This window comes from Neptunicoccus cionae, assembly GCF_014643735.1.
Lineage (GTDB): Bacteria > Pseudomonadota > Alphaproteobacteria > Rhodobacterales > Rhodobacteraceae > Amylibacter > Amylibacter cionae.
The window spans coordinates 1-26634 of sequence record NZ_BMKA01000002.1; the positions used below are offsets into that span (position 1 = coordinate 1).

Annotated in this window: 26 protein-coding genes; 12 read left to right on the forward strand and 14 right to left on the reverse strand. The window is 55.5% G+C overall.

The features are described 5' to 3' along the window. From IEX10_RS20185 to IEX10_RS05200, 8 genes are all read right to left on the reverse strand, one after another. Window positions 1-147, reverse strand: a 147-nt coding sequence (locus tag IEX10_RS20185; protein WP_188674530.1) for an Arm DNA-binding domain-containing protein, incomplete at its 3' end; no start/stop codon positions are given. 362 nt (window positions 148-509) lie between these two features. After that, entirely contained in the window at window positions 510-1352 is an 843-nt protein-coding gene (locus IEX10_RS05170) for a TauD/TfdA dioxygenase family protein (RefSeq protein ID WP_188671650.1), read from the reverse strand. 18 nt (window positions 1353-1370) lie between these two features. Beyond that, complete coding sequence (locus IEX10_RS05175) at window positions 1371-2033, reverse strand: DUF1523 family protein (RefSeq protein ID WP_188671652.1); 663 nt, start codon at window positions 2031-2033, stop codon at window positions 1371-1373. Window positions 2034-2043: 10 nt separating this feature from the next. Beyond that, window positions 2044-2313, reverse strand: a complete 270-nt coding sequence (locus IEX10_RS05180; protein WP_188671654.1) for a hypothetical protein — start codon at window positions 2311-2313, stop codon at window positions 2044-2046. Window positions 2314-2317: 4 nt separating this feature from the next. Further along, window positions 2318-3754 (reverse strand): DUF6638 family protein, encoded by a 1437-nt coding sequence (locus IEX10_RS05185; protein WP_188671656.1) that lies wholly within the window; start codon window positions 3752-3754, stop codon window positions 2318-2320. Between the two features lie 79 nt (window positions 3755-3833). Beyond that, on the reverse strand, window positions 3834-5780 hold the full coding sequence (locus tag IEX10_RS05190) for an AAA family ATPase (protein WP_188671658.1): 1947 nt from the start codon (window positions 5778-5780) through the stop codon (window positions 3834-3836). An 18-nt stretch (window positions 5781-5798) separates the two neighbouring features. Beyond that, window positions 5799-6917 carry a hypothetical protein gene (locus IEX10_RS05195; RefSeq protein WP_188671660.1) on the reverse strand — a complete coding sequence of 373 codons (1119 nt, stop codon included), beginning with the start codon at window positions 6915-6917 and terminating at the stop codon, window positions 5799-5801. A gap of 27 nt (window positions 6918-6944) precedes the next feature. Continuing rightward, window positions 6945-8021 carry a coiled-coil domain-containing protein gene (locus IEX10_RS05200; RefSeq protein ID WP_188671662.1) on the reverse strand — a complete coding sequence of 359 codons (1077 nt, stop codon included), beginning with the start codon at window positions 8019-8021 and terminating at the stop codon, window positions 6945-6947. A 246-nt stretch (window positions 8022-8267) separates the two neighbouring features. Between IEX10_RS05200 and IEX10_RS05205 the strand changes: the two genes are divergently transcribed. Together IEX10_RS05205 and IEX10_RS05210 are read left to right on the forward strand one after the other, a co-directional pair. Then, entirely contained in the window at window positions 8268-8696 is a 429-nt protein-coding gene (locus tag IEX10_RS05205; RefSeq protein WP_188671663.1) for a PACE efflux transporter, read from the forward strand. A gap of 110 nt (window positions 8697-8806) precedes the next feature. After that, entirely contained in the window at window positions 8807-10282 is a 1476-nt protein-coding gene (locus IEX10_RS05210) for an NAD-dependent succinate-semialdehyde dehydrogenase (protein ID WP_188671665.1), read from the forward strand. 100 nt (window positions 10283-10382) lie between these two features. On the opposite strand, the gene IEX10_RS05215 is transcribed toward IEX10_RS05210, so the two are convergent. Continuing rightward, a complete protein-coding gene (locus tag IEX10_RS05215) occupies window positions 10383-10571 on the reverse strand; it encodes a hypothetical protein (RefSeq protein ID WP_188671667.1) in 189 nt (62 codons plus the stop codon). 160 nt (window positions 10572-10731) lie between these two features. Further along, the gene (locus IEX10_RS05220) at window positions 10732-11370 is read right to left on the reverse strand and encodes a helix-turn-helix transcriptional regulator (RefSeq protein WP_188671669.1); all 639 of its coding nucleotides are present in this window, start codon (window positions 11368-11370) and stop codon (window positions 10732-10734) included. 621 nt (window positions 11371-11991) lie between these two features. Between IEX10_RS05220 and IEX10_RS05225 the strand changes: the two genes are divergently transcribed. The 5 genes from IEX10_RS05225 to IEX10_RS05245 all read left to right on the forward strand — a co-directional run bounded on the left by IEX10_RS05225 (window position 11992) and on the right by IEX10_RS05245 (window position 19083). Then, complete coding sequence (locus tag IEX10_RS05225; protein WP_188671671.1) at window positions 11992-12855, forward strand: helix-turn-helix transcriptional regulator; 864 nt, start codon at window positions 11992-11994, stop codon at window positions 12853-12855. A gap of 10 nt (window positions 12856-12865) precedes the next feature. Beyond that, the gene (locus IEX10_RS05230) at window positions 12866-13426 is read left to right on the forward strand and encodes a hypothetical protein (RefSeq protein WP_188671673.1); all 561 of its coding nucleotides are present in this window, start codon (window positions 12866-12868) and stop codon (window positions 13424-13426) included. Window positions 13427-13596: 170 nt separating this feature from the next. Next, a complete protein-coding gene (locus IEX10_RS05235; protein WP_188671675.1) occupies window positions 13597-15819 on the forward strand; it encodes a calcium-binding protein in 2223 nt (740 codons plus the stop codon). 148 nt (window positions 15820-15967) lie between these two features. Then, window positions 15968-17716 (forward strand): type I secretion system permease/ATPase, encoded by a 1749-nt coding sequence (locus IEX10_RS05240; protein WP_188671677.1) that lies wholly within the window; start codon window positions 15968-15970, stop codon window positions 17714-17716. Next, window positions 17713-19083 (forward strand): HlyD family type I secretion periplasmic adaptor subunit, encoded by a 1371-nt coding sequence (locus IEX10_RS05245; protein WP_188671679.1) that lies wholly within the window; start codon window positions 17713-17715, stop codon window positions 19081-19083. Before IEX10_RS05240 ends, IEX10_RS05245 begins: the two co-directional genes overlap by 4 nt. A gap of 73 nt (window positions 19084-19156) precedes the next feature. Here the strand turns inward: IEX10_RS05245 and IEX10_RS05250 are convergent, their stop codons facing one another. After that, entirely contained in the window at window positions 19157-19990 is an 834-nt protein-coding gene (locus tag IEX10_RS05250) for a helix-turn-helix domain-containing protein (protein WP_188671681.1), read from the reverse strand. Between the two features lie 164 nt (window positions 19991-20154). Here IEX10_RS05250 and IEX10_RS05255 point away from each other — a divergent pair, with 164 nt between their 5' ends. Together IEX10_RS05255 and IEX10_RS05260 are read left to right on the forward strand one after the other, a co-directional pair. Next, complete coding sequence (locus tag IEX10_RS05255; RefSeq protein WP_188671683.1) at window positions 20155-21030, forward strand: fatty acid desaturase; 876 nt, start codon at window positions 20155-20157, stop codon at window positions 21028-21030. Beyond that, window positions 21027-21758, forward strand: a complete 732-nt coding sequence (locus IEX10_RS05260; RefSeq protein WP_188671685.1) for a phosphate/phosphite/phosphonate ABC transporter substrate-binding protein — start codon at window positions 21027-21029, stop codon at window positions 21756-21758. The genes IEX10_RS05255 and IEX10_RS05260 overlap by 4 nt, the downstream gene beginning before the upstream one ends. On the opposite strand, the gene IEX10_RS05265 is transcribed toward IEX10_RS05260, so the two are convergent. Both IEX10_RS05265 and metF read right to left on the reverse strand, forming a co-directional pair. After that, window positions 21759-22241 (reverse strand): PaaI family thioesterase, encoded by a 483-nt coding sequence (locus tag IEX10_RS05265; RefSeq protein WP_188671686.1) that lies wholly within the window; start codon window positions 22239-22241, stop codon window positions 21759-21761. A 73-nt stretch (window positions 22242-22314) separates the two neighbouring features. Beyond that, entirely contained in the window at window positions 22315-23187 is an 873-nt protein-coding gene (metF, locus tag IEX10_RS05270; RefSeq protein ID WP_188671688.1) for a methylenetetrahydrofolate reductase [NAD(P)H], read from the reverse strand. A gap of 104 nt (window positions 23188-23291) precedes the next feature. On the opposite strand from metF, the gene IEX10_RS05275 reads away from it, so the two are divergent. Continuing rightward, on the forward strand, window positions 23292-24206 hold the full coding sequence (locus IEX10_RS05275) for a LysR family transcriptional regulator (RefSeq protein ID WP_188671690.1): 915 nt from the start codon (window positions 23292-23294) through the stop codon (window positions 24204-24206). Window positions 24207-24281: 75 nt separating this feature from the next. Continuing rightward, window positions 24282-25076, forward strand: coding sequence for an inositol monophosphatase family protein (locus IEX10_RS05280; RefSeq protein ID WP_229678440.1), 795 nt, complete (start codon window positions 24282-24284; stop codon window positions 25074-25076). Between the two features lie 15 nt (window positions 25077-25091). On the opposite strand, the gene ygfZ is transcribed toward IEX10_RS05280, so the two are convergent. Then, on the reverse strand, window positions 25092-25844 hold the full coding sequence (gene ygfZ / locus IEX10_RS05285; RefSeq protein ID WP_188671692.1) for a CAF17-like 4Fe-4S cluster assembly/insertion protein YgfZ: 753 nt from the start codon (window positions 25842-25844) through the stop codon (window positions 25092-25094). A gap of 93 nt (window positions 25845-25937) precedes the next feature. Here ygfZ and IEX10_RS05290 point away from each other — a divergent pair, with 93 nt between their 5' ends. Further along, a complete protein-coding gene (locus IEX10_RS05290; protein ID WP_188671694.1) occupies window positions 25938-26621 on the forward strand; it encodes a TIGR04283 family arsenosugar biosynthesis glycosyltransferase in 684 nt (227 codons plus the stop codon). The last annotated feature ends 13 nt before the right edge of the window (window positions 26622-26634 follow it).

The window sequence follows — 26634 nt, forward strand, 5'->3', positions numbered from 1 at the left end:
AAACCGACCTTCCTGTGCGCTTGCATGGTTTCTCTGCCGTTGCTTGATCTTGATTGGATCATCGCCGTTCGCCACAATCCGCCGCACATCATGGGCCGCTTTCCGCGCTTCTGCGAGAGTCAGGAGGGGATAGGAGCCGAGCCCCATCTCGCGCTGGCGACCGAACAGCGAGAACCGGAATGTCCATTGTGCCTGCCGTCTTTCCTCTTAAACAACCATAAGCCCTGTCCGTCGCAATGTTTGCCAGGCGACAGGGACTTTAACTGTGCGACTGTAAAGAAATTCGATTTTGCCATAAGGGTACCTCCGAAATATCTACAAACGCAGATGGCACTGCCCGGAAACTTCCGGACCGCGCTGAGACGCTACCGCACTCTTATTAAAGCACGATTTAAATCTCAGAGCGTTCGTGAAAGCGCTTGATACGAAGGATATACCCCTCCGGCGGGAGTATTTAAAGAAAATGGAGCCGAGGCTTCAATGTTCCCCAAATACTCATGCTTTATCCCCTAGCGTGGCGGCGCTGCGCTGAACGTTGTTCGGTAAAGCAAGCGGCGCGCCCCATCGTAATCGTTCGTGGCGTAGTGCAGCGACATCCGGTTGTCCCACACCGCAACATCGCCGGCTTGCCATTTCAGGCGGCAGGAAAAGTCAGGGCGGGTGGCGTGTTTATACAACGCCTCAAGGATTGGTGCGCTTTCAGCCTCGTTCATGCCGCTTAGGCGGGTGGTGTAGATCGGATTCACAAATAACGCTTTGCGTCCGTCTGATCCGGTAATCACCGCTGGATGACTTATCTCGCGATCTGCCGCGGGATCGCCGCGCACCATTTTGATTGAGGCACCCGAGCGGGTTTCTTCCGGCGGAGCATGTTTTACCCCATAAGGTTTACCCACATGGATGGCATCCCGCCCGTGGATGAGCGCCTTTAAATCCGCAGGCAGGCTGTCATATGCCGCCACTTGGGAAGACCAGACCGTATCACCGCCGACGTCCGGAATTTCAACTGCATTCAGGACCGACCCTGCAGGCGGGTTTTTCAGAAAGGAGAAATCGGAATGCCACTCGCCACCGAACACGCCGCCGGTTTTTTCTGAGGCTTCTTTCAGAACTGCTATTACTTCCGGCTCACCTTCCATCGGGGTGACATAGGGCAGCTGCATCGCTGGGCCGAACACTCTATTCAGCCGTTTTTGATCTTCGATGGTCAGGAACTGGCCGCGCAGCACAATCATTTGATGGGCGGCAAGTGCGGCGCGCAAGCCCTCTGTTATGTCAGAAGAAATCGGCTGCTTCAGATCGAGTCCCGAAATTTCAGCGCCCATAAAGCCTGTCAGTTTGCGGATCTGCATTTGTTCTGTCCTCCGCTGTTACCCAAACCAGCTTTTGAACCAGGCCCGCACGCCGCCTCTGGCGCGGCCGACATCCTCGCCCGCTTCGGCTGCACGGGCTTCAACAGCATCCCAGCGTTCTTCGATCTGGGCGAGTGCGGGGTCAATCTTGCGCCGTTTGAAGCGCTGGATCAGCCTGTAAAAGCCAAGCATGAACAGGCCTATCACAGCATAAATCACAAAGTTTGACCACGGGATAATCCGCTCTTCGGGGCCGGACACATCCCAGATTGTCACCGCATTGGGATAAATCGACAGATACTCATTGCGCCATCCGTAGTGTTTTATTGCCACCCATTCCGGTGCCGCGCGGGTCGACACCCTGTCGTCCGCTTCGGCGTGCAGGTTCGAGCTGTCCAGTTTGAAATACCAAGGCCAGCCAAATCCGGTGTCCTCGTTGCGAAACACCATGACCTTGCCGTCGGGATAAACAGTGTTAATCAGCCGCAAATCACGGTTAACGCCTTCGTTATTACCGCTGTCGGTCTGGGCATAAAAGATCCGGTTCCATTTGGAAAAATCCTGCCGGATGATCTCGGTCCCTGTCACACGGACAATGTCGCGCTGCGGCAACGTGTAATGCAGGAATGCAAAGACCAGTGCGATCAAAACAACCCAGAAACCCCATTTGAACCAGCGCATACGGCCATCCTCACATAAAATTCGTCACATAAAGCATCACGATCACCAGAATGACCGGAATAACGTAAACGCCCCAGATCAGCTTGCGCCGGAGCGATCCTTCATAGGCTTTCAACCCGTCCTCTATGAACTGTTCACGGGGGCCGGGATGCTCTGCGCCTTCGTCAAACTGTTTTTCCAGTTTCTCACGCCGCACAGAACGAGAGTACCATGACAGACAGATGTAGACGATTGTCATCAAAAACAAGCCGATAATGCTTAATCTCACCCATCCGAACATTGAACTATCTCCGTTTTACTGCCCCCCAAGGGCCAACCCGTTGCACTATATCGCGGTCATCTTCGTCGAAATCGTCATCATCATCGTCGTCGTCATCCTCGCGGCGACGGCCCCAAGGCTGTTCCACGGGCTTGCGCTTTTGTGCGGCGCGGGCCGGTGCGGGTTCTTCCATTGCGGGTTCATGGCCGAATAGCTCTTCCCGCGCGCCTGCCTTATCCATCATATACTCCGATGCAAGATACTCTGCCACATAGTCTTTCTTGGCATCTGACCATCCGGCATAGGTGCGATAGAACGCTTCCTTATGGCAGATGAACAACTGGCGCACATCCAGCGGCGCGAGTTCCGCCAGAAGCATGTTCACCAGATCCTTATCGGCGTGATCACTGGCCCGCAGCGTGTAGAAATAGGCCGGATGTTCCGACGTAATCCGCGGCCAGTCCCCCTGCCCCCGCGCCCATTGCCACAAGAGATAGAGCCCTTCATATTCGCGCGGCAGATGTTTGAGATTGCGCCGCGCCAGCTGGCGTAGGGCACGCCGGTCGGGATTTTCAACACTCTCGCCCAGTTCAGCGGCGGTATCCACGACGATAAAATCAAGCTTTTGTTGCAGGATCGCCGCCACATCCCGCCCCCGTGCCGAGGTGATCGGTTCTACCAGATTATTCGCTGCAAGGAACGTGGCGATGTCATTGCGCTGGGTGAAATCCATCGCATATTCCACATCCCAATCCGACACATCCTCTATGTCTTGCGTTGAAATCACAGCCGCCTCATCAAGATCGCGGAACACATAAAGCCCGCCGAAGTGAGAGGTGTAGAAGTTGCGCTGTTCAAAGCTATTATGGGTGAACACCACCGGATTGCGGGTGATATCGCCGGTTTTTTTGCCGATCTCGATCATTTCCGCGATCAAAACATCGTCCCACCAAGCGTCATTCTCTTGCAGGAACCGATCAATCTTGCCTTGCAGGATTTTACCATCCTCAACCGTGGAAGCTGTGGTGTCTGCCTCAACCTCTATCCGGCGGATGGCCAGCAGGTCATTGGGGCGCTCCACCGAAAAAACAGAGTTCACCAGCTCTCCCGCAACAGCGTCCTTGGCCGTCAGGGCGAACAGTTGGGCCTCGTTTTCGTCCATCCAGCGGCGCAGGATACTGCGAGAGGTCGAGAACTTCGCATTCAGCAGCGGCGCGGTTTTCTGCTCGGTCGACAGCACGATAAACTGCCGGTTACAGCCGTTGGGGTTCAGGTAGTGATCATCGCCAAATTCATCCCCGATTTCAGGGGAATAGCCGGAAATATCCACATGAAAATCCGTCAGGGCTGTGCGACGCCCCGTCAGATGTTCCAGCGCACGATTGTAGCGCTCCACCAAAGTGGGGGAGCGCACCTCAAACAGGTTCCCGAACATCAACCCCCGACGAACAAGACGCATCATGTCAGAACACCCCGTAGGTCGGGCTTAAGCCCGACACCCTCCGTGACAGAAGACAGCACACAAATCTCAAGAAAAACCCTCACCCCTTCCCCTCCAGATACCGCCGCTTGGCTTCTTCGTTGCGGCCGAACTCCCGCACCATATTTTCGATCGCCACCTCATCGGATTTATCCGCATAGCGGAATTCGGAATCGGCGTAGCGGTTGATTTCCTGAATGACCATTTCAACGGTGACCGGTTGGGCCAGTTCGGCAATCATCGCTTTTTTGGTATCGTAATCTTTTGCCAAAAACAGCCCGGTGTCTTCCATCCATTCGTCCGGCAGTTCAAAGTCCATCGCGCGGACTTTGACGGCGTCCGTGATGTTCTTGATCGCGCGTCCGGTAAAGCGGGGGTCGGCTTCCTGAATGCCTTTCAGGTAGGTGCCGAGCTTGGCAATCGTGTCGAGCGCACCGATTTCGGAAGACACACGGTCAAACACATTCAGCAGCCCTGCCTCATGGGGTTTGGCATGGCTTTCGTAGCTGGCCGCGACTGCTTTTTCGATCTGTTGGGCCGCGAACAGGTCGTGCTCTCCTGTGGGGATCTCATGGTTCTTGCCCATCAACAGATGCAGGATGTCGATGTAATCGTCCCGCGTTTGTGGACCGTCCACCAAAAACCGCGCGCCGGCCCGTTGGCGCAGGGCGTCGTCCACGTTTTCGGGATAGTTCGAAAACATGCCAAAGGTACAATTCCCGCGCACCACAGTGTTTGCGCCTGCGAAACTTTCCATCAGGACTGCCGTAATTTCCAACTGCCCCGCCGAGGATTGCCTGTCCCCCCGCTTACCGGCAAGCTGGTCGATGTCATCAATCGTCCCAAAGCCGATGACCTTGGGATCAATCACATTGTTGATAAATGCCTTGGCGTTCTGGGCCGACTTCCCCTGATAACTGTCAATGGAATCAGTGCTGAGATTCTGATAGCGAAAAGCATAACCCGCATTGGTGCAGTAATCGTTAATCATCCCCGCCATCATCTGGATCAGCGTGGTTTTCCCCGTTCCGGGCGCACCGTCCCCCATGAAGGTAAAGATAAATCCGCCCAGTTCGGCGAAGGGATTAAGCCTGCGATCAAAGTCATAGGCCATCAGCATTTTGGCCAATTTCATTGCCTGATATTTGGCGATATGGTTGCCGACAACCTCGTTCGGTTTCTTGAACGTCATGGTCAGTTTGGTTGATTTCGCCTTATGGCTGGCAGCAAATCCGTTGATCTCAAAATCGTCAGCCTCCACGCGGTAGGACACGTTTTCAAACGCCTCCAACCGTGGCAGGGACCCCGCCCGCAGCGCGACCTTTTCCATCAGCTTTTCGCAGAATGCCTGCACCACATGGACCACGCCCGCTTCATCCTTGGCAAACAGGGCAAGGTCTTGATCCAGCTCCCACAAAGCGCCGTGCAGGGCGAGTTGCGGATTATCGGTCAGGACCTCTTCGACTTCGCCAATATCCACAGAAGTCTCCCCTTCCGCAGAGGCGATCGGGGCGACAAGATAGGCGGCCATATTGGCGAAAACATGTAAGGAAATCGCGGCAGAACCCGCCAGCAACTCGCCAAATTCAGCCTTCTTCGCAGGGGGCAACGCACCGGCCAGATTGTCTTTCAACAGGGCGGACAGACCTGTCTGATCTGCAAACTGGTCGCTGACAACATGGGCCACCGCCAGCGCGCGGCGCAGTGCCTGTAACACCGTTGCCTGCTTGGGAGAGGTCAGCGGATCGCTTTCATCCGCGCCTTCGATCCGTTCAATCAGATGCACACCTTCGGGGCGCGCGGTAGAGCGTGTCACCAGCCCCGGCGTGGTGGAGCGGAACCGCCGCCGTGTGCCGATGCCACTGGATCGCTCTTGCTGGGGCGCGGTTTCGCGCTTTTGGGCCAGCCGCGGTGTGTGGTCAAACCCGTCCAGCATCGCCACAGCTGCATCGTATTTGCCGAGGATCAATTCCTCTTTCAATTCCATTAAATTGCCGGTTTCATTCATTGTCTCAAAATCCTGTCGTCAATTGTAACTGGCCACGCGCCCGCCAGAGCCCACAACATATTTGCGCACATTGCGCATGCCTGCCGGATCGCGGTCTTTCAGCACCTGATAGGCCCGCTGCGGCAGGATGAGCGAGCGGTTCTGCTCGGTCGCGCCGGTCAGTTCGCCGCGATCTTCCAGATTGAAAATCTCCCGCTGGGCCACGGAAAACCACCCCGTCTTTTCCTGCGTCACCGTTTTTGACCAAAGGGTTTCCACTGTCCATGCCAGCGCCCAGTCCATGCCCTCCTGCCCTGCCGTTTCCGCCAGTACATCGCGCAGCGGTCCGGTTTGTTCGGTATAAGCGTGGGAATACATCGGCCCAATATGGATGCGGCGCAGCTTTTTGGGGTGCAGGTCGTCGAAATCCTGATCAAAGCCGGTGGCAATCGTCACCAGTTTCAGACCCGACACCGCCTGTGCCATCAGATGCGCCTGAACCTGCGGCCAGCGTCGATCATCGTGCACCAGTGCTGTGCGCCCCGAATCCTCTAGCTCCATCATATAGACTGCAGGCAAGTTGGTCTGGCTGTCATAGCTCGCCCAGTGCAAAAGATAGCGCCGCCGGTCATCGTCGATACTGCCCCGCCAGATCGCCTGCGGGTCATTGCCCGCAAAAAACAAATCCCGCCCCGCCAGTGCTTCGTAATAGAGCCGTTGTGACAGTGCGTATTGCAGCGCCGTCGGATGGGATTGTTCGTTCAGGATATGGCGCACCATCGCCTTTTTGATCTCGTCGGGCGACTGAGAGGCCTTGAGATGATGTTCCACGTTCAGCGCGTCATTGGCCATTTGCAACAGTTCCTGAAACACCGGAAAGCCGCTTTCCTGCCGGTCTACAGACATGCCGTTGGGCAAGGCGCCCGACACCCGCCACGTCATCAGATATTTGTAGGACAGCGCCGAGAACGTGTGACTTAATCGAGAGAGGTAATCCTTGATGATCTCCGCCTCGCCGTGGGCAACCAGCCCGTCGTTTCGCGACAAGTCGGTGACCCGCTCCAGATGGGCGATGATCTTCTCGAACTTCGCGAAATAGCGCCGCGTGCGGGCCGCGCCTTCCAGATATTCGTGATCAAGCGTCAGATCGGCATTCATGCAAACAGCCCCGCGACGATCCTGTTTTTACGCGCCATAAAGGTTCTTGTCGTGTTTCTCGACAATCTTTTCAAAACGCCGTGCAAACCGCTCGTCAGATTTAGCCTTCTCTTCCAGCACCTTACGGGCGAACACCATGTGGTCTTCGTGCTTTTCCATCATCTCGGCCATGCGCTGGTTCGTAGCCGAGCCAATCGCCGCCATCGCGGTTTGGGCTTCTTGATCGGTCTGCACGCCGATTTCGTTAATCTTATGGGCCACATCCTGCTGCTGCGCAGTTTTCAAGGATTTCGTCAGCGCATCATACAACACCACCCGCTGTTTCGTGTCCGTTTGCAGCTTGTTGATCAACACCATTTGGGTCGCAGCCTGATTTTGCAGACTGTCCACCCAGGATTTGCCCTTTTCGATATAGCGTTCCAGCGTCTGGGAATTCGCCAGTTTCACCTGCTCGGCCTGTGCCAGCTCGTTATACTTGGCATTAAGCGCAGCCAGTTCGCTTTCCAACTTGGTGCGCGCGGCGGCGTCCTGCTCCATCGAGATTTTGTTCTCGAGTTCGATAATGCTCGGGTCCATCGCCAGCAAATCCGCTTTAATCTGCTCCAGCTCGCCAACCACAGCTTCCCGTTCTGTCAGGGTCTCCTGCAAATTGCCTTCCACCCGCGTCTTGTGTTCGTTCAGAACCGCAAGCTGGCTTTGTAACAGGTTCACAATCACATCGGATTTGGAAATCAGGTCCTGCAATTTGTCGTCGATACTGGCCGTGCGCATCCGTTCCTGTCGCAGGCTTTCCGACCGCCCCTTGGAGAATATCCCCACAAAGGTTTCCCAGCCGGTTTTCGTCCGCATCGCGTCGAAATCCTGACTGAAAGCAGCCGTCACATCGTCCAGCCCCATGATCAGTTCGGCAATATTCGCATTCATCGCGTCAGAGTGCGCATGCACATCGTCCAGCGAGGCATTCTCTATATCAATAGAGATATCATCGCCGGTTTTCATCTTATCCTGCGCCTGTTCCAGCTTGGAGGACATTTCCGAGATTTTAGACTGCGCCGCCTCCACTTGTGCCTGAGATTCCCTGATCTGCGCGTCAAAATCTGCCATTGTAAACCCTTTCAAAAACGTCTTGTTTCACTCTACCTAAGGAGCATAGTCTTCAATTATAATAGTTTTGCGGCGATTTATCGGAATTGTCGAGCATTTCGCATCCTACAGGAGGAAATTGCCTCTGTTGCCCCGCTGAAACAGCGTGATATAATCAAGACCAGAGGACGACCTCTCCGGCATATCTCCCTGCCGGTCAGACCTTCCAAAGGGACGACCCTTTTCTAGAAAACAAAGGGATATCCCATGCGCACCACTTTTGATCGAATCCGGCAAGCGATCCTGTTCGAAGGCGTCGCTCTTGTCATTCTTGTGACTGTTGGAATGGTTTTTCTGGACCTTACGCTGGCCGGGATTGGCGTCATCGCAGTGGCAGGGTCGGTGATCGCTACCGTGCTAAATTACGTCTATAACCTTCTGTTCGATCTGGCACTGACACGCCAAACCGGCAGCGCCGAGAAATCGCTCCACGCCCGCGTCATCCACACGCTCGGATTTGAGATCTCTATGTTGTTGTTAATGCTGCCCTTTGTGATGTGGTGGCTGGACCTGACCTTCGTGCACGCCCTTTTGTTCGATATGTCGTTCACGCTGTTTTACCTGTTCTACACCTTCGCTTTCACTTGGGCTTATGACCGGATTTTCCCCGCGCCAGCCCCGATCAGCGGCTATTAACCGGACCGCAATCGCCTTTGGCAGTTCAAAGCCGCTTTGCGGCCTTGCCCTTAGGGCAGAAATCGTGTCACCTCGCCGCGAAAATGAACATGTTACCGGAGGAACCCCGCATGCTTGATAAAACCGATTTGAAGAACCTTTTGAACGATCCATCCCTCCTATGCTCTCAGGCGTATGTGGCGGGTGAATGGGTTGACGCAGACAGCGGCGCCACCTTTGAAGTTAAGAACCCTGCCCGCGGCGATGTACTGACCACGCTGCCGGACCTTGGCATCGACGAAGTGAAACGCGCGATTGATGCAGCGCAAGGCGCACAAAAAGACTGGGCCGCACGCACCGGCAAGGACCGCGCTGCGATCCTGCGCAAATGGTACGATCTGATGGTGGAAAACGCCGACGATCTGGGCCGCATCCTGACCGCAGAAATGGGCAAACCCTTTGCCGAAGGCCGTGGGGAAATCCTGTACGGTGCCTCCTTCATCGAATGGTTCGGCGAAGAAGCCAAACGCAATTACGGCGAAACCATTCCGGGCCACCAACCGGACAAACGGATCACCGTCATCAAACAACCGGTTGGCGTTGTGGCCTCTATCACGCCGTGGAACTTCCCCAACGCGATGATCGCCCGCAAGGTCGCGCCCGCACTGGCCGTTGGGTGTACATTCGTTGCGCGCCCCGCCAAAGAAACCCCGCTCTCCGCACTCGCCATGGCGCTGCTGGCAGAACGGGCTGGCGTGCCGTCTGGCGTGTTCTCGGTCGTGACAAATTCCCGCGCGCCCATCATCGGTAAAGAATTCTGCGACAACCCCATCGTGCGCAAGCTGACCTTCACAGGCTCCACCGAAGTGGGCCGCATTCTGATGGAACAGGCCGCAGGGCAGATCATGAAAACATCGATGGAATTGGGCGGCAACGCTCCGTTTATCGTATTTGACGATGCCGACCTCGACAAAGCGGTCGAGGGCGCGATGATCTCCAAGTACCGCAACAACGGTCAAACCTGCGTTTGCGCCAACCGGATCTACGTCCAAGCTGGCGTCTATGATGCCTTCGCCGAAAAACTCGCCGCGGCTGTGGCTGACATGAACGTAGGCGACGGTCTGGATGATGGAGTATCGGTTGGCCCGCTGATTTCTGAAGATGCAGTGGAAAAAGTGGAAGAGCACATCAAAGACGCCACCGACAAAGGCGCTAAAATCGTGGCTGGCGGCAAACGGCACGCTCTTGGCGGCACCTTTTTTGAGCCAACAATCCTGACCGGCGTCACATCCGACATGATGGTCACAAACGACGAGACCTTCGGCCCCGTTGCCCCCCTGTTCAAATTCGATACAGAAGAAGAAGTGGTTGCCGCCGCAAACGACACGATCTTCGGTCTGGCGTCCTATTTCTACTCCAACGACCTGTCCCGCGTACACCGCGTTCAGGAAGCGCTGGAATATGGTATGGTCGGCGTGAACACTGGCCTGATCTCAACCGAACTCGCCCCGTTTGGCGGCGTCAAACAATCGGGCATCGGGCGCGAAGGCTCCCGCCACGGCACCGAAGATTACCTCGAGATGAAATACATCTGCACCTCGATCTAATCGAACGGCAAATGCAAAACAAAAACCGCGTCTTCATCGGCGCGGTTTTTTTTGTCTGCTTGCTTATTACGTCCCTAAACCGGTTGAGGACATCACACTCTTATGCGTTCTTTGCTTTATACTCGTCGAGCAGCGCGGAGATTTCGGCAGGGCTTTCCCGAACATCATAGGTGATACCGCCGCCCAAAACGATCAGCGCACCAGTGCCGGTTGCGCCTGTAATCGCCGCTTGCAGGCTTGTGACCCCGACCATGATGGTCTTCCCGTTTTCCAACGTCAAATTTATCATTCTGTCTGTCCCGTTCGTTTTAGGTCATAGAGCGTAAAGCTGGTAGGAGGGTCAACCCCGCCAGCGGTTCAAGCATAGACCAAACGGATCATTTGCCAGTGGTATGCAGCCTGCCTGTCACACCTTTGCAGTTCTGACAGGCATGTACGCAGAAAATGTACTACAGGTTTATGGAAGCCCACACTGCTGCAAGTGCACGGTTTTTACACCCGATTTTCAGGAATGAAGAACGAAGGTGTGATTTGACCGTTGCCTCGGCGATCCCGAGATCGAGCGCAATCGCCTTGTTCGAGGCCCCGACAGCGATCAGTTTAAGTACCCGCTTTTCACGTTCAGACAAGGAGGCGACGATATTGCTGTCCTGATGGCCTTCCGCCAAACCCGTCTCTAGCAGTTCGGATGGCTTAACCTTGTGAATAGCATCGCGGCTGATTGAGGCCGAAATGGTGAATCCCTCGCTCACCATAGTAACAGCGCTTAGAAACGCTTCTGACGAGCTCCCTTCAGGAATAATCGCTGCAACGAAATTGTTGAAGTCGGCAAAATACCCTTCCAACTGCTCGCTCTTGGGCACCAGAATTATCTTAAGGTTCGCAGTTGCCTGACGCAGCATATCGATATCTGTTCTCGCCGCGATGACGGAAGCCGGATCATGTAAGATCACAATATCCCCGTCACGCGTAGAGCCGATTGCACTCGCGCTTTCACACACTGTTTTCACTTGTTGGCTGCGCGACTCCAGAATTGTGGCTATCATGTCGCGAAGCAAGTGATTTTTGGAAACAACAAAAATCGACATCCCACACACCGTTCAAAAAAATGAAATTCGTAAGAAATTATTGAATTTTTATTAAAGTTAGCTTGTACCGAATTTATTGAAAAATCAAGGTTCTAACGCCGAAATCGAGAGCCTAACGCTTCGATTTCACGATTGTGATTTTTGGGAGTGTGCCAGAAAAAATGCGGCTTATTAACCGTTTAGTAGCTTTTCTGTGTAGCGAATCGGAGCCCTTCTCACACAACTTTGACGATATTTTTTGGTTAGGCGTCAGAGCTGGCTTAATCCAAATGGATTAGTCCTCTCGGCCAGTTTCGCAACCATAGGTTTTATAAGTTTTAACCCGTCCCGAGCGAATCAAGCGAACCGACTAGGTCGTGTGCGCCGAGGATTCGAACAAGCGCTGTGGTATAGTCGATGAATAGTTAATGTAGATTTTGACATTTATATGACCAGAGGGAGGTTAAAATGAATGTTTATTGTAGCCCCACCCACGCGGGGGGGGTAATTAAACAGTCGGACAAGTTCAGTCGGACAATGTTAGAGTTCTCAGACGCAGCAATTGCTCATGTGCGTCACGGTGAAGATAAGATAGTTCTCTCCACGCATTTTTATGAATCTGATGATCAACCAGACGCCATCATGTCGGCGGGCGCAGTTCTGCGTCCGGGGCGGCAGATCAGATTTGCTTCGAAAGAAGCGGGTGGATCTGACAGCTCGGCCATGAAAGAGCATATCTCCAAATCGTTAACAGGATCTAAAGGCGCGCGCTGGCACGTTTACGAGTCCTGTTTCGCGGACGGTTCAATCGACTATATAGAAGTGCTCCAATCGCGGGGCAGATCGCCCGCGAATTCTGAAAAACACCTTCAGCACATCTGGCCCCTGCTTCGGGAAGACTGCCTGTCCGAAATCTTGACCGACACTGGGAAGTTCGTTGACGATGCGCTGTTGTGGATCATCAACGACAAGATCGCTTCTGCGGTGTTGGTTCTGGATCAGAGTTGCCGGTTGGTTCGCGCAAATACCGCCGGATACGAACTGCTGAAAGTGCAAAACATTCTGCGCTCTCGCGGGGACGGGATTTGTTGCAGCAATAGTACGGACACCGCCCACTTGCGCAAGCTGGTGAAAGAGTGCGCCGTTAGCTCCACATCCAACGGCATGGAAAAGATCCTGATGTTGGAAAATAAATCCGCGCAAAGCCTGTCTCTTTTGTCTCTGCGAAAATTCGAAAGCGGTCCGGGTGCCACGATGGTGATTGCGATGCTCCCCGCACCGCCTGACCCCAAAAGGATCGTGATGCTTGCGCGGGAAATGGGTCTTACCAAAGCCGAAGCGCGTATCGCGTCTTTGATGCAGCTTGGGATGTCCAACCGGGAGATGGCAATTAAAGCCAAATTGACCGAACAAACCTGCAGCACTTACTCAAAGCGAGTTTTGAGCAAGTTGAACGTCAATTGCCGTGCAGAAATGGCGCAGCTTTTGACATGGCAAGCAGGTTGAGGAGAGAGCGATGAACCATATTAACCAAAGAGCTACGAAGAACGCCACAGCAGTTGAACCTGAGATGAAGCCACGGCAAAACCCCGAGGTGAAACCAAGACAGAGCCTCGGCACCAAGCTCAACGGGTACTCCGAAACCGAAGCGAAAATCTTGCAAGGCTTTCTGGTCGCGGGCGAAAAGCCGATTGCCAAGCGCGAGGACGTGATCGAGCTTTACAACCGCATGGTCACATTACTACGCGCCCTGAATGAAAGCCTGACCGAGAAGCAAGACGGCCGTTCCAAACAAGAGCGTATCCATCTGGAGAGCCGCTTCGATCAAATCGACGGAGCCGTGAACAGCATGGAGGGAGCATTGCGCATCGAACTCGCGCCACTTCTGAGCCAGGTTGTAGAGGAGCAGTTTGAACGTCACGCCAAGGTTAAAGCAAAAAAACCAAGGGCAATTCTAAGCAAAATTTCCTTGATAGCAGTCGGTTTGGCAGCAGGAATTTTGTGGTCGGATGTCATCCTGTCCGAAGCTCAAAATGTGTCCGCATTTATCCAGGGATACTTTGTTAATAAATTTTAATTTTGCCCCGAAAAGGGGGCAGTTTGGCTTCGTAATTTCTGCTGAACTGAACTTACAACGCAGATTTTGAGCGTTCTAGTAGCTGGTTATTTTCAGCGCAATCAAACGGTTATTGTGAGACGTCAATTATTTCAATCTTACATTAACCTTATCAATTAGGAGGTTAAATTATGTCAACTGATCCAAGAGTATGGCCCGAATGCGAGCCGGAATGCATTATCAATCTGGACAAACCATTTAACAACCAAGTTACGGGAACAGGGTCCCACGGCGATGAGTTCGTAGACCTGAATCTCACCGGGTCTCCGGACAATTATGATCTGGGCTCCGGCGATGACAGCGCGGTTGGGAACGAAAACAACAACATTATCGACGGCGAAGACGGCTGCGACACAATTCTGGGTAATGGCGGTGACGATAAAATCCTCGGCGGCGGCCATAACGATGTGCTGGTCGGTGGCAATGGCGCCACGGTCTGGGGCGGCCCTTTCGCAGCTGTAGACGGTTCAATTGATAACGACTACATCGACGGCGAAACCGGAGATGACACGATTTACGGCGAAAACGGCGACGACCAGATCAAAGGCGGCGAAGGCGACGACGAGATCTACGGCGGCAATGGCGACGACGTGATGATCGGTGACGACGGCGACGACCTGTCCCTGGATGACGGCAACGATGAAATGTACGGCGGCGCTGGCGATGACTGTATGGCTGGCGAAGGCGGCGATGACTGCATGTTCGGCGGCACTGGCGAAGACGTCATGTACGGCAACGAAGGCGACGACGGCATGTCAGGTGGCGACGATGATGACCGTATGACCGGTGGTCTTGGCGACGACTTCATGACTGGGGACGATGGCAACGACGAAATGTACGGTGACATCCGCCAAGGCAATGCCACTGATCTGGACACCGGCTCTGACACATGGGGCGGCAAGAAAGTCGACTTCCGCGGTGGCAGTGACTGCATGTACGGTGGCAACGGCGAAGACATCATGGATGGCGGCGCTAAGGCTGACATTATGTTCGGCGGCGCTGACGAGGATCTGATGTTTGGTGGCCGTGGCGCTGATCAAATGTCTGGCGGGTCGGCTGACGACTCTATGCAGGGTGACGGCGGACGCGACTGGATGAAAGGCGGCTCGGGCGACGACTACATGCGCGGCGGTTCCAAAGGCGACACCATTTATGGTGACCACGCTGAAGGCAAAGACCCACTCTGTGAAGGCGACGACTGCATCGATACTCCGCGGGAAATTGACGAGGGAGAAGAAGGTTGCGATCTGATCCACGGTGGTGCTGGTCACGACAAAATCTACGGTGAAGGCAATCACGACAGCCTTTATGGTGGAACCGGTCGCGACAAGATGTACGGCGGCGAAGGTGACGACGTCATGCATGGCGATGACGACAATGACATGATGTGCGGTGACGACGGCGACGACGAGATGTACGGCGGTCACGGCGACGATGTCATGAAGGGCAACAAAGGCGACGACTGGATGTCCGGCGGCGACGGCAACGATAAGATGTCAGGCCATCAGGACAACGACACCATGCACGGCGACGACGGCAACGACGATATGTCGGGTGGCGAGGGCAACGACTGGATGTCAGGTGGCAACGACAACGACGCTATGTTCGGCGACGAAGGCGACGACACCATGTTCGGTGACGACGGCAACGACCGTATGTCTGGTGGTTCCGGTGAAGACAAGATGTCCGGTGGCGAAGGCGATGATGCCATGAGCGGCGGCGATGATAACGACGTTATGCATGGTGACAACGGCGACGACTGGATGGGTGGTGACGACGGAAATGACACCATTTACGGCGGCGACGGCAACGATGATCTAGAAGGCAACGAAGGCGACGACCACCTTTATGGTGGTGCAGACGACGACCTGCTTACCGGTGGCGTTGGCGACGATGTCCTCGACGGTGGCTTTGATGAAGACATCATCATCGGCGGTGAGGGCGACGATGTCCTGACCGGTGGTTCTGACAAGGATATCTTTGTTATCGACCTGACTTGGGACGGCGCCAGCTTTGTCTCTGCGGATGGCCATGACACAGTGACCGACTTCACAATGTCCGGCGACAACGATGTTCTGACGTACCGCATTAACGACCTGACCGGTTCTGCATCAGACAGCGATCTGTTCGACGCTCTGGAAGCGGCTACATCGGTCGTGGACAATGGAACCGACACCACTGTTGCAGTGGGTGGATCCACAGTCGATCTGCTGGGCGTATCAACAGGGGTCGTCACTCCGTTCACAGTGTTTGATCACTTGGGCAACGATGCGGATGGCTTTGTTGGGGTCGGCATCAACGGCTACTCGCAGGGGAACTACCTCTATGAAGCTGTCGATATTGTGATCGTCTAATCAACAAGAGATGGGGTGGCATGACAGCAGACGTCTTGCCATCCCCGATTTTGGCCCAAGATTTTCTAAGCGGGCCATCCCTCGGCGGACTTGGAATACTCTTGGGTCAAAATTGTAATTTAGTGTTGTATTTAAAGAAGGCAAAATCATGGGGTCAAAAAAGGTATTTTCAGGGCAGCGTGGCTTAATTACAGCTATCTTTCTGGCCAGCGTGTTTATCAATCTTCTGGTATTAACGGCACCGCTTTACATGCTTCAGCTGTTCTCCCGTGTTATGTCTTCGGGAAACGTCAACACAATGATCATGCTAACGATCGGAGCGGCAATCGCTCTGATCTTTTTTCTTGCGTTTGATACAATCCGCCAGCGGCTTGCGGCCCGTCTGGGCACACGGCTAGAGGGCAACCACGGCCCGAGCGTCCTGCACGGTCTGGTCACGGCGACCAACCCGAATGATACGCAAGGGGCCCGCCCCGTCCGCGACCTTCAGGAGATACGGGCATTTGTTAACAGTGCGGCGTTTATCGCCCTGTTAGATGCGCCTTGGTCCCTGCTGTTTGTCGGAGTAATTTTTCTGTTTCACCCCGTTCTGGGGATAATCGCGACCATTGGGCTTTTGTTTTTGTTCGGTCTCGGGATCATCAGCGAGCTGGTCAGCCGCGAACCGACCGAAGCTGCCAGTGATGCAGAACAAAAGGCGTCAGGCACCATTGAGGAGATGCTGCGCAACGCCGAGGTGGTCCGTTCTATGGGTAAAGCACCGGCGCTAATCCAGCGCTGGAAGAAAGAAACATTCGTCGCGATGGTATTTGGCGCTGTTGCCACGGATCGCATCGCTTTGCTTACTTCATTTGCCAAGATGACCCGCATGGCGCTTCAGATCGCTTTGCTGGGCGGTGGTGTCCTGCTGGTTATTCAGGGGCAATTGTCACCTGGTATGATGATCGCCAGTTCGATCCTTTTGGGGCGCGCTGCGGCACCGGTAGAACAATCCATCGCAGGATGGCGCCAGTTTTCGCAGGCACGCCTTGCGATGCGCCGCTTGAATGCGCTGTTCGCCTCTCAGAAAGAGGCCGCGCAAACGATGGACCTGCCAGAGCCGAACGCCCGCCTGTCCGTTGAAAACGCGACGGTGGTTGTGGCCAACAAACAGGCACCGCTGCTGCTGGATGTTTCTTTTGAACTTCGTCCGGGCGATGCGCTCGGAATCATCGGGCCAAGCGGGGCTGGCAAAACCTCTCTGGCGCGCGCACTGGTAGGGTTGCAACCCTTGTCGCGGGGCTACATTCGGGTTGATGACGCGGCCCTGACGGACTGGCCAGTGGATCAGATCGGGCAATACATAGGGTTCCTGCCCCAGCGTGTAGAACTCTTTCAGGGCACCGTGGCGGAAAACATCGCCATGATGGACGAAGAGGCTTCCCCGTCAGCGGTTGTTGAAGCCGCCAAACGGGCAAGCATACACGAGCTGATCCTGTCGCTTCCTGCCGGTTACAACACACAAGTGGGACTTCGCGGAGAGTTGTTATCCGCAGGTCAGCGGCAGCGTATCGGACTGGCCCGCGCTTTCTTTGGCGACCGGCGGATCATCGTCATGGACGAACCGAATGCCAACCTTGACCCCGACGGAGAGGAAGCCCTGTCCCAAGCGGTGCAAAATGCAACAGATCGCGGCTGCATCGTCATTCTGATCACCCACCGCATGAGCATCCTGCGCGGCGTTAGCCACGCCGGCATCATGCAGGACGGGCGAATGGTTCGCTTCGGCGCATCCAAGTCGGTGCTGGACAGCATGGTCTCACCCCTGTCGAACAAAACCACCGACGACCCGAAAGTCGCGGTTCTGAAACCCCGCAAAATCATTAAACGGACTGTGAAAACCGGAGGCGCCAAATGACCCGTTCTTCAATAATAGCAGCTAAAGAAAATCCGGTTGGGCTGGTTGATCGTATGCCATCCAACAAGGTGAATGTCGTGCCACCCACCCGCGTGCGAGGGCTGGTCCTGACGCTCGGTTTTCTTAGTCTGGGATTGTTTGGCGGCCTTGGATCATGGGCGGCGATTGCTCCGCTGCGCACTGCGATTGTTGCCTCTGGTGAATTCAAGGTACTCGGCGACCGCCAGATCGTGCAACATCTGGAAGGCGGCATCGTTTCAGGCATATTTGTGCAAGAAGGCGGCGTGGTCAAAGAAGGCGATCTGCTTGCCACTCTACAAGACACACGGGTGAAAGCCCAATTGGGGATTCTACGTGGACAACTTGCAAGTGCGCTCGCACAAGAGATCCGCAGCGCTGCTGAATTCTCACAGTTGGACGCACTGGAACTAACCGAAGAGTTTACCCACCTGATAGAAGAAGATCCCTCTATGATAGAGGTCTTCAACACGCAAAAGAACATTTTTGACTCCAACATGCGAAGCGACGCAGGACAAGAGGCGATCCTGCAGGACCGTATCAACCAGCTCGACGAGCAAATAGACGGCACGATGCGCCGCGTGAAATCTCTGGAACAACAGATGGAGCTGGTGGCCAGCGAGACCAAAGACCTGACCGAACTGTTTGAAAAAGGTCTCGTGACCAAAGGGCGTTATGTGAACCGGCTTCAAGCAGAGTCCCAGATCTTTGGCGACCTTGGAACGACAGAGGCGCAGGTGCAAAGCCTGCTTCAACAGAAATCGGAAATTCGCGAACGTGTAATCCATGTACGCCGCGAGCGTATGCGGATTGTAACTGCCGAGCGTCAGGCGATTCAGGATCGGGTTTATGATATCCGCCAACGTATCGCTGCCATGCTTGATGTGCGCGAACGTCTGTCAATCAGGGCACCGATTTCAGGTCGTATCGTGGGTTTGGATATAAACACCATCGGCGAAGTCATCGAAAGCGGGCAGAAGCTGCTCGATATCGTTCCGGCCGACAGCAGTTTTTTCATCGAAGCGCGGGTCCGCCCCAGTGACATCGACGAAGTTGTCACAGGCGGGGAGGCGCGGGTGCGCCTGACGGCCTACAGTTTTCGCACCACGCCAGTGGTCACTGGAACCGTAACGAATGTCTCGGCGGACAGCTTTGTGGATGAAACGGATGGTTCGTCTTATTACAACATCACGGTTCTTGTGCCTGATGAGAAGCTTAAAGATATGGCGAATGTGGATATTGTTCCAGGAATGCCTGCTCAGGTTCTGGTTTCAACCGGAGAGCAGACGCTTCTGACGTATATGCTTGATCCGGTGATCGGTGGTTTGGGGACGGCCTTTACGCCGTAACGGCCCGAACACTGCGGCGCGGGTGATGAGTATTTAAGGAACATTGAATCGGGAACGAGTGCGCCGTTGAACGTCACCGCGCCAGACCAGCGACGAAATCGGCGACTTCATGAGCGTGGACTTCGGCGGCGCGGACGAGGTTATCAAAATGCCCGACCATCGTAGTGATCGAATGGGTCGCGTTAAGCAGCAAGTAGATTTCACCAGCGTAAATCGCCACGCGCTGGTACCCAAAGATGGTATAGGCCATCGAAAATCGCGCGCTCCCGTCAAACAGATAAAGGCGGAAGCCGGGATAGAGTTCTCGTAACAATTGTTCCATATGGGCAAGTTGGTTCTGCCGTTGCACCCGTGACAGACCGGACCAGACGCCGTGACCTGCGGCAAAGCTTTGCAATGTTTGCAGGGGCATCGCCACTTCCATATCGGTTTCTGGCAGACGGGCATAGTCCCGACGGTAGCCATCCTGCAAGCGCTGGCTGTCATCCTCTACCGCTGCGGTGCGATGTTCGTATTGTGCAATCGGAGCATCGCGCAACAGGTCTGGCAGACCCGCTGGAACATAGCGAATTTTGGTGCCCAGTGCTTCTTCGTGCCACTGCACCAGCGGAGATCGGTCAAGACTGTCAGCACCTCCTGCGATCTCTAGCATGTCGCGTGTTGCCGTGGTGACCCCGCGGTCTTCCGACAGGCCGAGCAACCAGTCCACCGACACCTGATGGGTACGGGCCAACGCGACCAGCGTGTCCGCGCGTGGCAACCGTGCCCCCGCCCCGCCCAACAACTGGGACAATGCCGAACGGTCAATCCCGAGTTGGGCCGCAAAAGCGGACTGGCGCAAACCGCTTTGGCGGTGGAGATCGCCAAGGCGCGCGCGAAAGATATCTGATGTTTCCCTACGATCCATGATTACTTTCAACAGATTTGGTGACTAAAAACAACAGAACCTTTGTTTTGTTACAGTTCTCTCGTTGTTCGTGCGTCCGCCGCTGATTTAAATCCTTTAAAAACAGAAGGTTTTAGATGCAAACTACAGTTTCCCAAAGAACCGCCCGCATAGAATGGCCAACCTTGAGCCTTATTTTACTGACCTACGGCTCGTGGTTGTTTATCGGCGCGACAGTTTACCCGTACTTTCCCTCAATCGCGCTGTTCTTGCTGGCGATCCTGAACGCGCTTCATTCGTCACTGGTGCATGAAGCACTCCATGGCCACCCGACCCGAAATCGCATCCTGAACGAGATGCTGGTGACGGCGAACCCCGGTTTGATCTGGCCCTACCGCCGCTATCGCACCATGCACCTGCGTCATCACGCGGACGAACGGTTGACCGATCCTTTTGACGATCCTGAAAGTTATTACCGCGCCCAAAGGTATTATGCGGGATTGCCCCAATGGGTGCAGCGCGTGCTGGGCTGGTCGAACACGCTGCTTGGGCGGTTGATCCTTGGCCCGCCTCTGTCAATGTTTGCCCTGATTACCAGCGATCTTAAGGCCCTGCGAGAGGGGCAACCGGGCGTGGCCAAAGCGTGGTGTCTACACGGGCTTGGACTGGTGCCGGTCCTGTTTTGCCTTATCTATCTGTTTCATATTCCGGTATGGCTGTACCTTATGACAGCATGCTGGGGAGGGGCTGCGCTGATTTCCTTGCGCACGTTTGCAGAGCACCAATGGCACGAAACACCTGAAGGGCGCACCATAATCGTTGAGAAATCGCCGTTCAGTTTTTTGTTTCTCAACAACAACCTGCACCTCGTACATCATAAAATCCCGACAGCGCCGTGGTATCGGTTGCCCGCCCTCTATGCGCAGGACAAGGCCTATTGGAACGGGTTGAACCACGGGTATGTCTTTCCAAATTACTGGAAATTGCTCCGAACCTATGCTCTGATAGCCAAAGAACCCGTTGTTCATCCCGCCTGGCACCAAAGCAAGGACGCAGAGTGACCCGATACCGCGCAGCCCTACCCATGTATGACCTGCCTGAATATAAGGCGGAAACGGACGCGCTTTGGCAAAACATTCTGGCCGGATTGCACAAACGGGGCGCGGATTTGCTGGTGGATTTTTACCGGCCCGAAACCGATCACGATGCGGAAGAACTGCTGGCCCACCCCCGATTATTGCTGTCCCAGACTTGCTGGGGGCCGATTTCCTGCGGGGTAGCGCCGGATTTACATATCCTCGCCCAGCCGGATTATTCGGATTGTACAGGGGGTCAGGGACCGCTCTACCGCTCTGCTGTGATCACAACCGGTAAGGGCATCAATACCAACCCGCCACAGGATCGCAAAGCGGCGCTGCCGGTTGAGGCGTTACAGGGCAAACGGCTGGCCTTTAACGACCGTGCGTCCCTTTCGGGTTATCTGTCGATCACCGCAGACATGACAGCCGCCACCAAGCAGCGCAAGGCGTTCTACAGTCACGGGGAACATTCCAGCAGTCATCGCCATTCAGTGCAGATGGTGGCCGAGGGCAAAGCGGATGTGGCAGCTATTGACTGTCGCACATGGGCCATGCTGCAAAGCTGTGAGCCTGCGGCCAAGCAAGTGCATGTGATCGGCTGGACGCAAGCGCGCAAGGGGCTGCCCTATGTCTGCAGCCCGAAAATCGCGCCGGAGTTGCAGGCGATCCTGTCAGAAACCCTACAGGAACTTGGCGCGCACGCTGTTTGATTATCCCCCGACCCGCAAACATGTGGTGGAGCCTGTGGCGTAGAGCTTGCCGTTCTCCACACCGCGCAATTCTGCATCGGCCACACCGGTTGCACGTCCGACATGGCTCGCCACGCTAACGGCTTCCACCTCCATGCCTTCTGGCACAGGGCGGACGATATTCACTTTATATTCCAGCGTTGTATAAAGCTCGCCCTTGCCGGATTTCGACATGATCGCGCAGGCCATCGCACTGTCCAAAATTGCGCCGTACCAGCCCCCGTGGGTGGTTCCACCAGGGTTGAAAGCCGCGTATTTTGGGATGCCACGAAACACAGCACGCCCGAACTCGACAGCTTCCAGACGGAAATTCATCAACCCTGCGATGGGCGGGGCCGCGACCTCGCCGTCCAGTGTTTTTTGCAGGTATTCCAGTCCCGTCCATTCCTTTTGCTCCGGTCCGGGCAGATCGTCAGGGGTTTTGGCGTATTTCAAGTCGCGCATGGCAAAAGGCTCTCCGGTTGGTTGTGACCAAACCGTAGAGCCTTGATAACCATTGCTTCAAGCGTTCAACCGCTCAGGCAGAGGCTTGCAGTTCCAAATGACGTGGCGTTCTTCCGATGGCGCGGCAAACGTCCGCTGTCAGGGTCGGATCGTTCAGCGTGTAAAAGTGCAGACCGTCCACCCCTTCGCGCAGCAAGGTATCGCAGGCTTCGGTGCAAATGGCAGTCGCGAACAGGCGCTCGGTGTCTGCAGCCGCGGCATGGCGGAAGCCTTCTTCCATCCAGTAAGGGATCGGGATCGCGCAAGGGGCCGCGAATTTCTTGGTTTTGGCCCAGTTTTCGATGGGCAGCACGCCCGGAATAATCGGTTGCGTGATGCCAGCGGCAACGCAACGGTCACGGAAACGCAGGAAATCCTCAACCTCGAAGAAAAACTGCGAAATCGCGCGATCCGCGCCCGCATCGAACTTCGCCTTCAGGTGATCCACATCGGATGTGTCGCTGGTGGCGTCAGGGTGACGGTTGGGATAAGCGCCCACCGCGATGTCAAAGTTACCCAGATCAGCCAGCGCCTTCACCAATTCAACCGAACCGGCGAACCCGTCTTTCACAGGCTGGAAACCGGCTTCGGGATCAGAGGCATCGCCGCGCAGTGCAACAACACGGCGCACGCCCTTGGCGGCATACCCCCGTGCCACAGACAGGGTTTCTTCACGGGTGGCATCCACACAGGTCAGATGACCCGCCACTGGCATACCGTAGTTCTGGGCAATCACACCGGCTGCTGAACAGGTCAAATCCCGCGTCGATCCACCGGCACCATATGTAATAGAGACAAAATCCGGATCGAAGACTTGCAGCGTTTCGACCGCAGACCACAGCCGGAAACTGGCCGCCAGCGATTTGGGCGGGAAAAATTCGAAGGACAGTTCAAAATCTTTGGTCATCACGGGCGCTTTCTATTGTGTTGTCAGTAAAAGATAGAAGTTTGCAACTTGAAGCAAATTCATATTTCTAATAATAATAACGCGGATCATTCATATAGGCTGTCATGTACCTCGAATTTCGCCACCTCCGTTCCATCCGCGCCATTCACCAGCAAGGCGGGCTCGCCCGCGCGGCCGAAGTGCTGAACGTCACTCAATCCGCCCTGTCCCACCAGATCAAAGCGCTGGAAGAACAGGTCGGGATGGAGCTGTTTCTGCGGCGTTCCAAACCACTGAAACTGTCCAAGGCGGGGCACAAACTGCTGCAACTCGCCGATAAGGTCCTGCCCCAGATCGACGCGCTGGAACAGGATTTTGCAGAGCTGATTACCGGCAAATCGGGCCGGATGCACATCGCTATTGAATGTCATGCCTGTTTTGAATGGCTGTTCCCTGTGCTGGAAGATTTCCGCAAAAGCTGGCCCAATGTGGATGTGGACATCCGCCCCGGACTGGCGTTCGATGCCCTGCCCGCCCTGCAACGGGAAGAGGTCGATCTGGTCGTCTCTGCCGACCCTGAAACCATTGATGGCGTTGAATTTATTCCCCTGTTCGACTACGCGCCCACCTTCGTTTGCGCACGTTCCCATCCGCTCGCCGCCAAACCGTTTGTAGAGGCTGAGGATTTCCGCGACGAGGTTCTGATCACCTATCCGGTAGAAAAATCCCGCCTTGATGCCTTCACCCAATTGCTGACACCGGCGCGGGTTGAACCCCGCTCCATCCGGCAGGTGGAATTGACGGCGGTGATCATGCTGCTGGTCGCGTCGGGGCGCGGGGTAAGCGTGCTGCCCGATTGGGTGATTGCCGAGGAGAAATACGGCCACGATTTCGTCGCGCGTCCGATTACCGAACACGGACTGACCCGCAGGCTCTATGCTGCGATACGCACCAGCGAAGTGGACAACGCCTATATGCGGGATTTCGTGATGATCACGCGAGACCGGCAGGCCGATGCCGATAATCCGCAAGTGGCCTGAAAAACGTCCGAATCCCCTTGGCAATAGGCAGGTCAGCGCCTAAACAGCAAAATTCCACCACCAAGGATGCACCCCATGTCGCAAATGTCTGCCAATATGAACATTATGATCAAAGCCGCCCGTCGGGCTGGCCGGTCCCTGATGCGCGATTTCGGCGAGGTGGAGCACCTTCAGGTCAGCGCCAAAGGTCCAGGGGATTTCGTTTCCCGCGCAGATCTTAAGGCGGAAGAGATCCTCAAAGAGGAACTGATGGAAGCCCGCCCGAACTATGGTTGGCTGGCAGAGGAAAGCAAGGAAATCGCCGGCGAGGATCCGACCCGTCGCTGGATCGTAGATCCGCTGGATGGCACCACCAACTTCCTGCACGGTCTGCCCCATTGGGCGATCTCTATCGGATTGGAACATAAGGGCGAAATCGTCGCCGCTGTGATCTTCAACCCTGCGGGCGAAGAACTGTTCGCGGCGGAAAAAGGGGCCGGTGCATGGCTCAACGACCGTCGCCTGCGGGTGTCTGGGCGCCGTGAAATGATCGAGATGATCTTTGCGACCGGCTTGCCTTTCGGGGGCCGCGCGGACCTGCCGGAAACATTGCAAGACCTGGCCCGTATCCTTCCCGGATGTGCCGGTGTCCGCCGCTGGGGCGCTGCTGCGCTCGATCTGGCTTACGTGGCTGCGGGGCGTTACGATGGTTTCTGGGAACGCCGCCTGAACGCTTGGGATGTGGCCGCAGGTATCCTTCTGGTGAAAGAGGCCGGTGGATTCGTGCAAAGCATCACCCCCGAAGGCAACCCGATAGAGGATGGCACAATCATCGCCTCCAACGATCAGGTGTTCGACCGTTTCGCCAAACTGGTGCGCAACCCGAAATAATCGTGGAAGCGGGGTTTACCCCGCCTCCCGCAGGGTGACCGTTGCGTCACCCGCTTGCATGTCCCCCTTCACCCGATCAAACCGCAGATAGGCAATCCCCTGCCCCCCGCTTTGGGTGTAAAGGGTGCCGACCGCTTTGCCATCACAGCGCAACTCTGTCCCGACGGGGGCCGTTCCATCCACGTTGACCGTGGCCAGCCCCTTGCGCAACTCGGTTTTGTGCTTCATCCGCGCGGTCACTTCCTGCCCCACATAACATCCCTTGCGGAAATCCACGCCGTTCAGCCGCTCAAACCCGCACTCCAGAATAAAAGACCCGTCCGCGATCAACTCGATATCCGTCTGCGGCACACAATGGGCAACGCGCAGCGCGTCCCAGTCGGTTTCATCCCCGTCCTGCGCGTCCTGTGAATACATGCGCCAGCCAAGTGAAGGATGACGCGGATCGGCCAGCGCTCCTTCAAGCGCTTCGCCCACGCCGCGATGCACGAACAGTTCGGCGTCTGCAATCCCCACATCGGCCCGCAGCTTGTACATGGTCAGCCGTTGCACCAGCGCATCGGAACGGCCTGCGTCCACATCCAGCAAAATACTCTCGCCGTCGGCGGCAAGAAAGAAGTCGAACAGATACTTCCCCTGCGGCGTCAGAAGCGCAGCATAGACGAGCCCGCGCTCAAGTCCCTTCAAGTCATTTGTCACCAGATCATTCAAAAATCGCGCCCGGTCGGCTCCGGTAATACGCAATACGCGGCGTGTTTCCTCACTCATGGCATCACATCCTTCAAATTTGGTCGCCCTATGGCGGTTAACAGTTTATGTAGCTTGCAGACCCGACCGTGACCAGAACCATTCCGACACCCCATGACCGCACCAATCACCGTTATTATCCCGACCTTGAATTCCGCCCCTACCCTAGGCCCGACACTGGCGAGCCTTTACGACGGGATGACAGCAGGTCTTGTGCATCAGGTGATCTTCGCGGATGGAGGCTCTACGGACGGGATAGAAAAAATCGCCGAAGAAACCGGAGCAGAGCTGCATATCTCTGCAGCGGGGCGCGGCACGCAAATGGCAGAGACCGCCAGATTGGCCACAACCCCGTGGCTGCTGTTTCTCCATAGCGACACAGTCCTGAGCGATAACTGGACGGCAGTTGTGCGCAGGCATGTCGAAAATTCTGACACCGCAGGATATTTCCAACTGCGATTTGACGCAAACGGACTGGCCCCCGGTGTTGTCGCAGGATGGGCAAACCTGCGCGCGCGCCTGTTCGCCCTGCCCTACGGCGATCAAGGCCTGCTCCTCCCCACCAGTCTTTATAACAAAGCGGGCGGCTTTCCAGAAATCCCCTTGATGGAAGACGTAGCACTCGCCCGCAAATTACGCGGCCAGCTCACCGCGCTTCAAGCCACCGCGACCACAAGCGCGCAGAAATACCGCAAACAGGGCTGGCTGAAACGGGGCAGCAGTAACCTTGTTACCCTGTCGCTTTACTTTCTGGGACGCTCTCCGGAAAAGCTGGCCCAGCGCTACAGACAAGGCTGACCCTTCTTCTGGC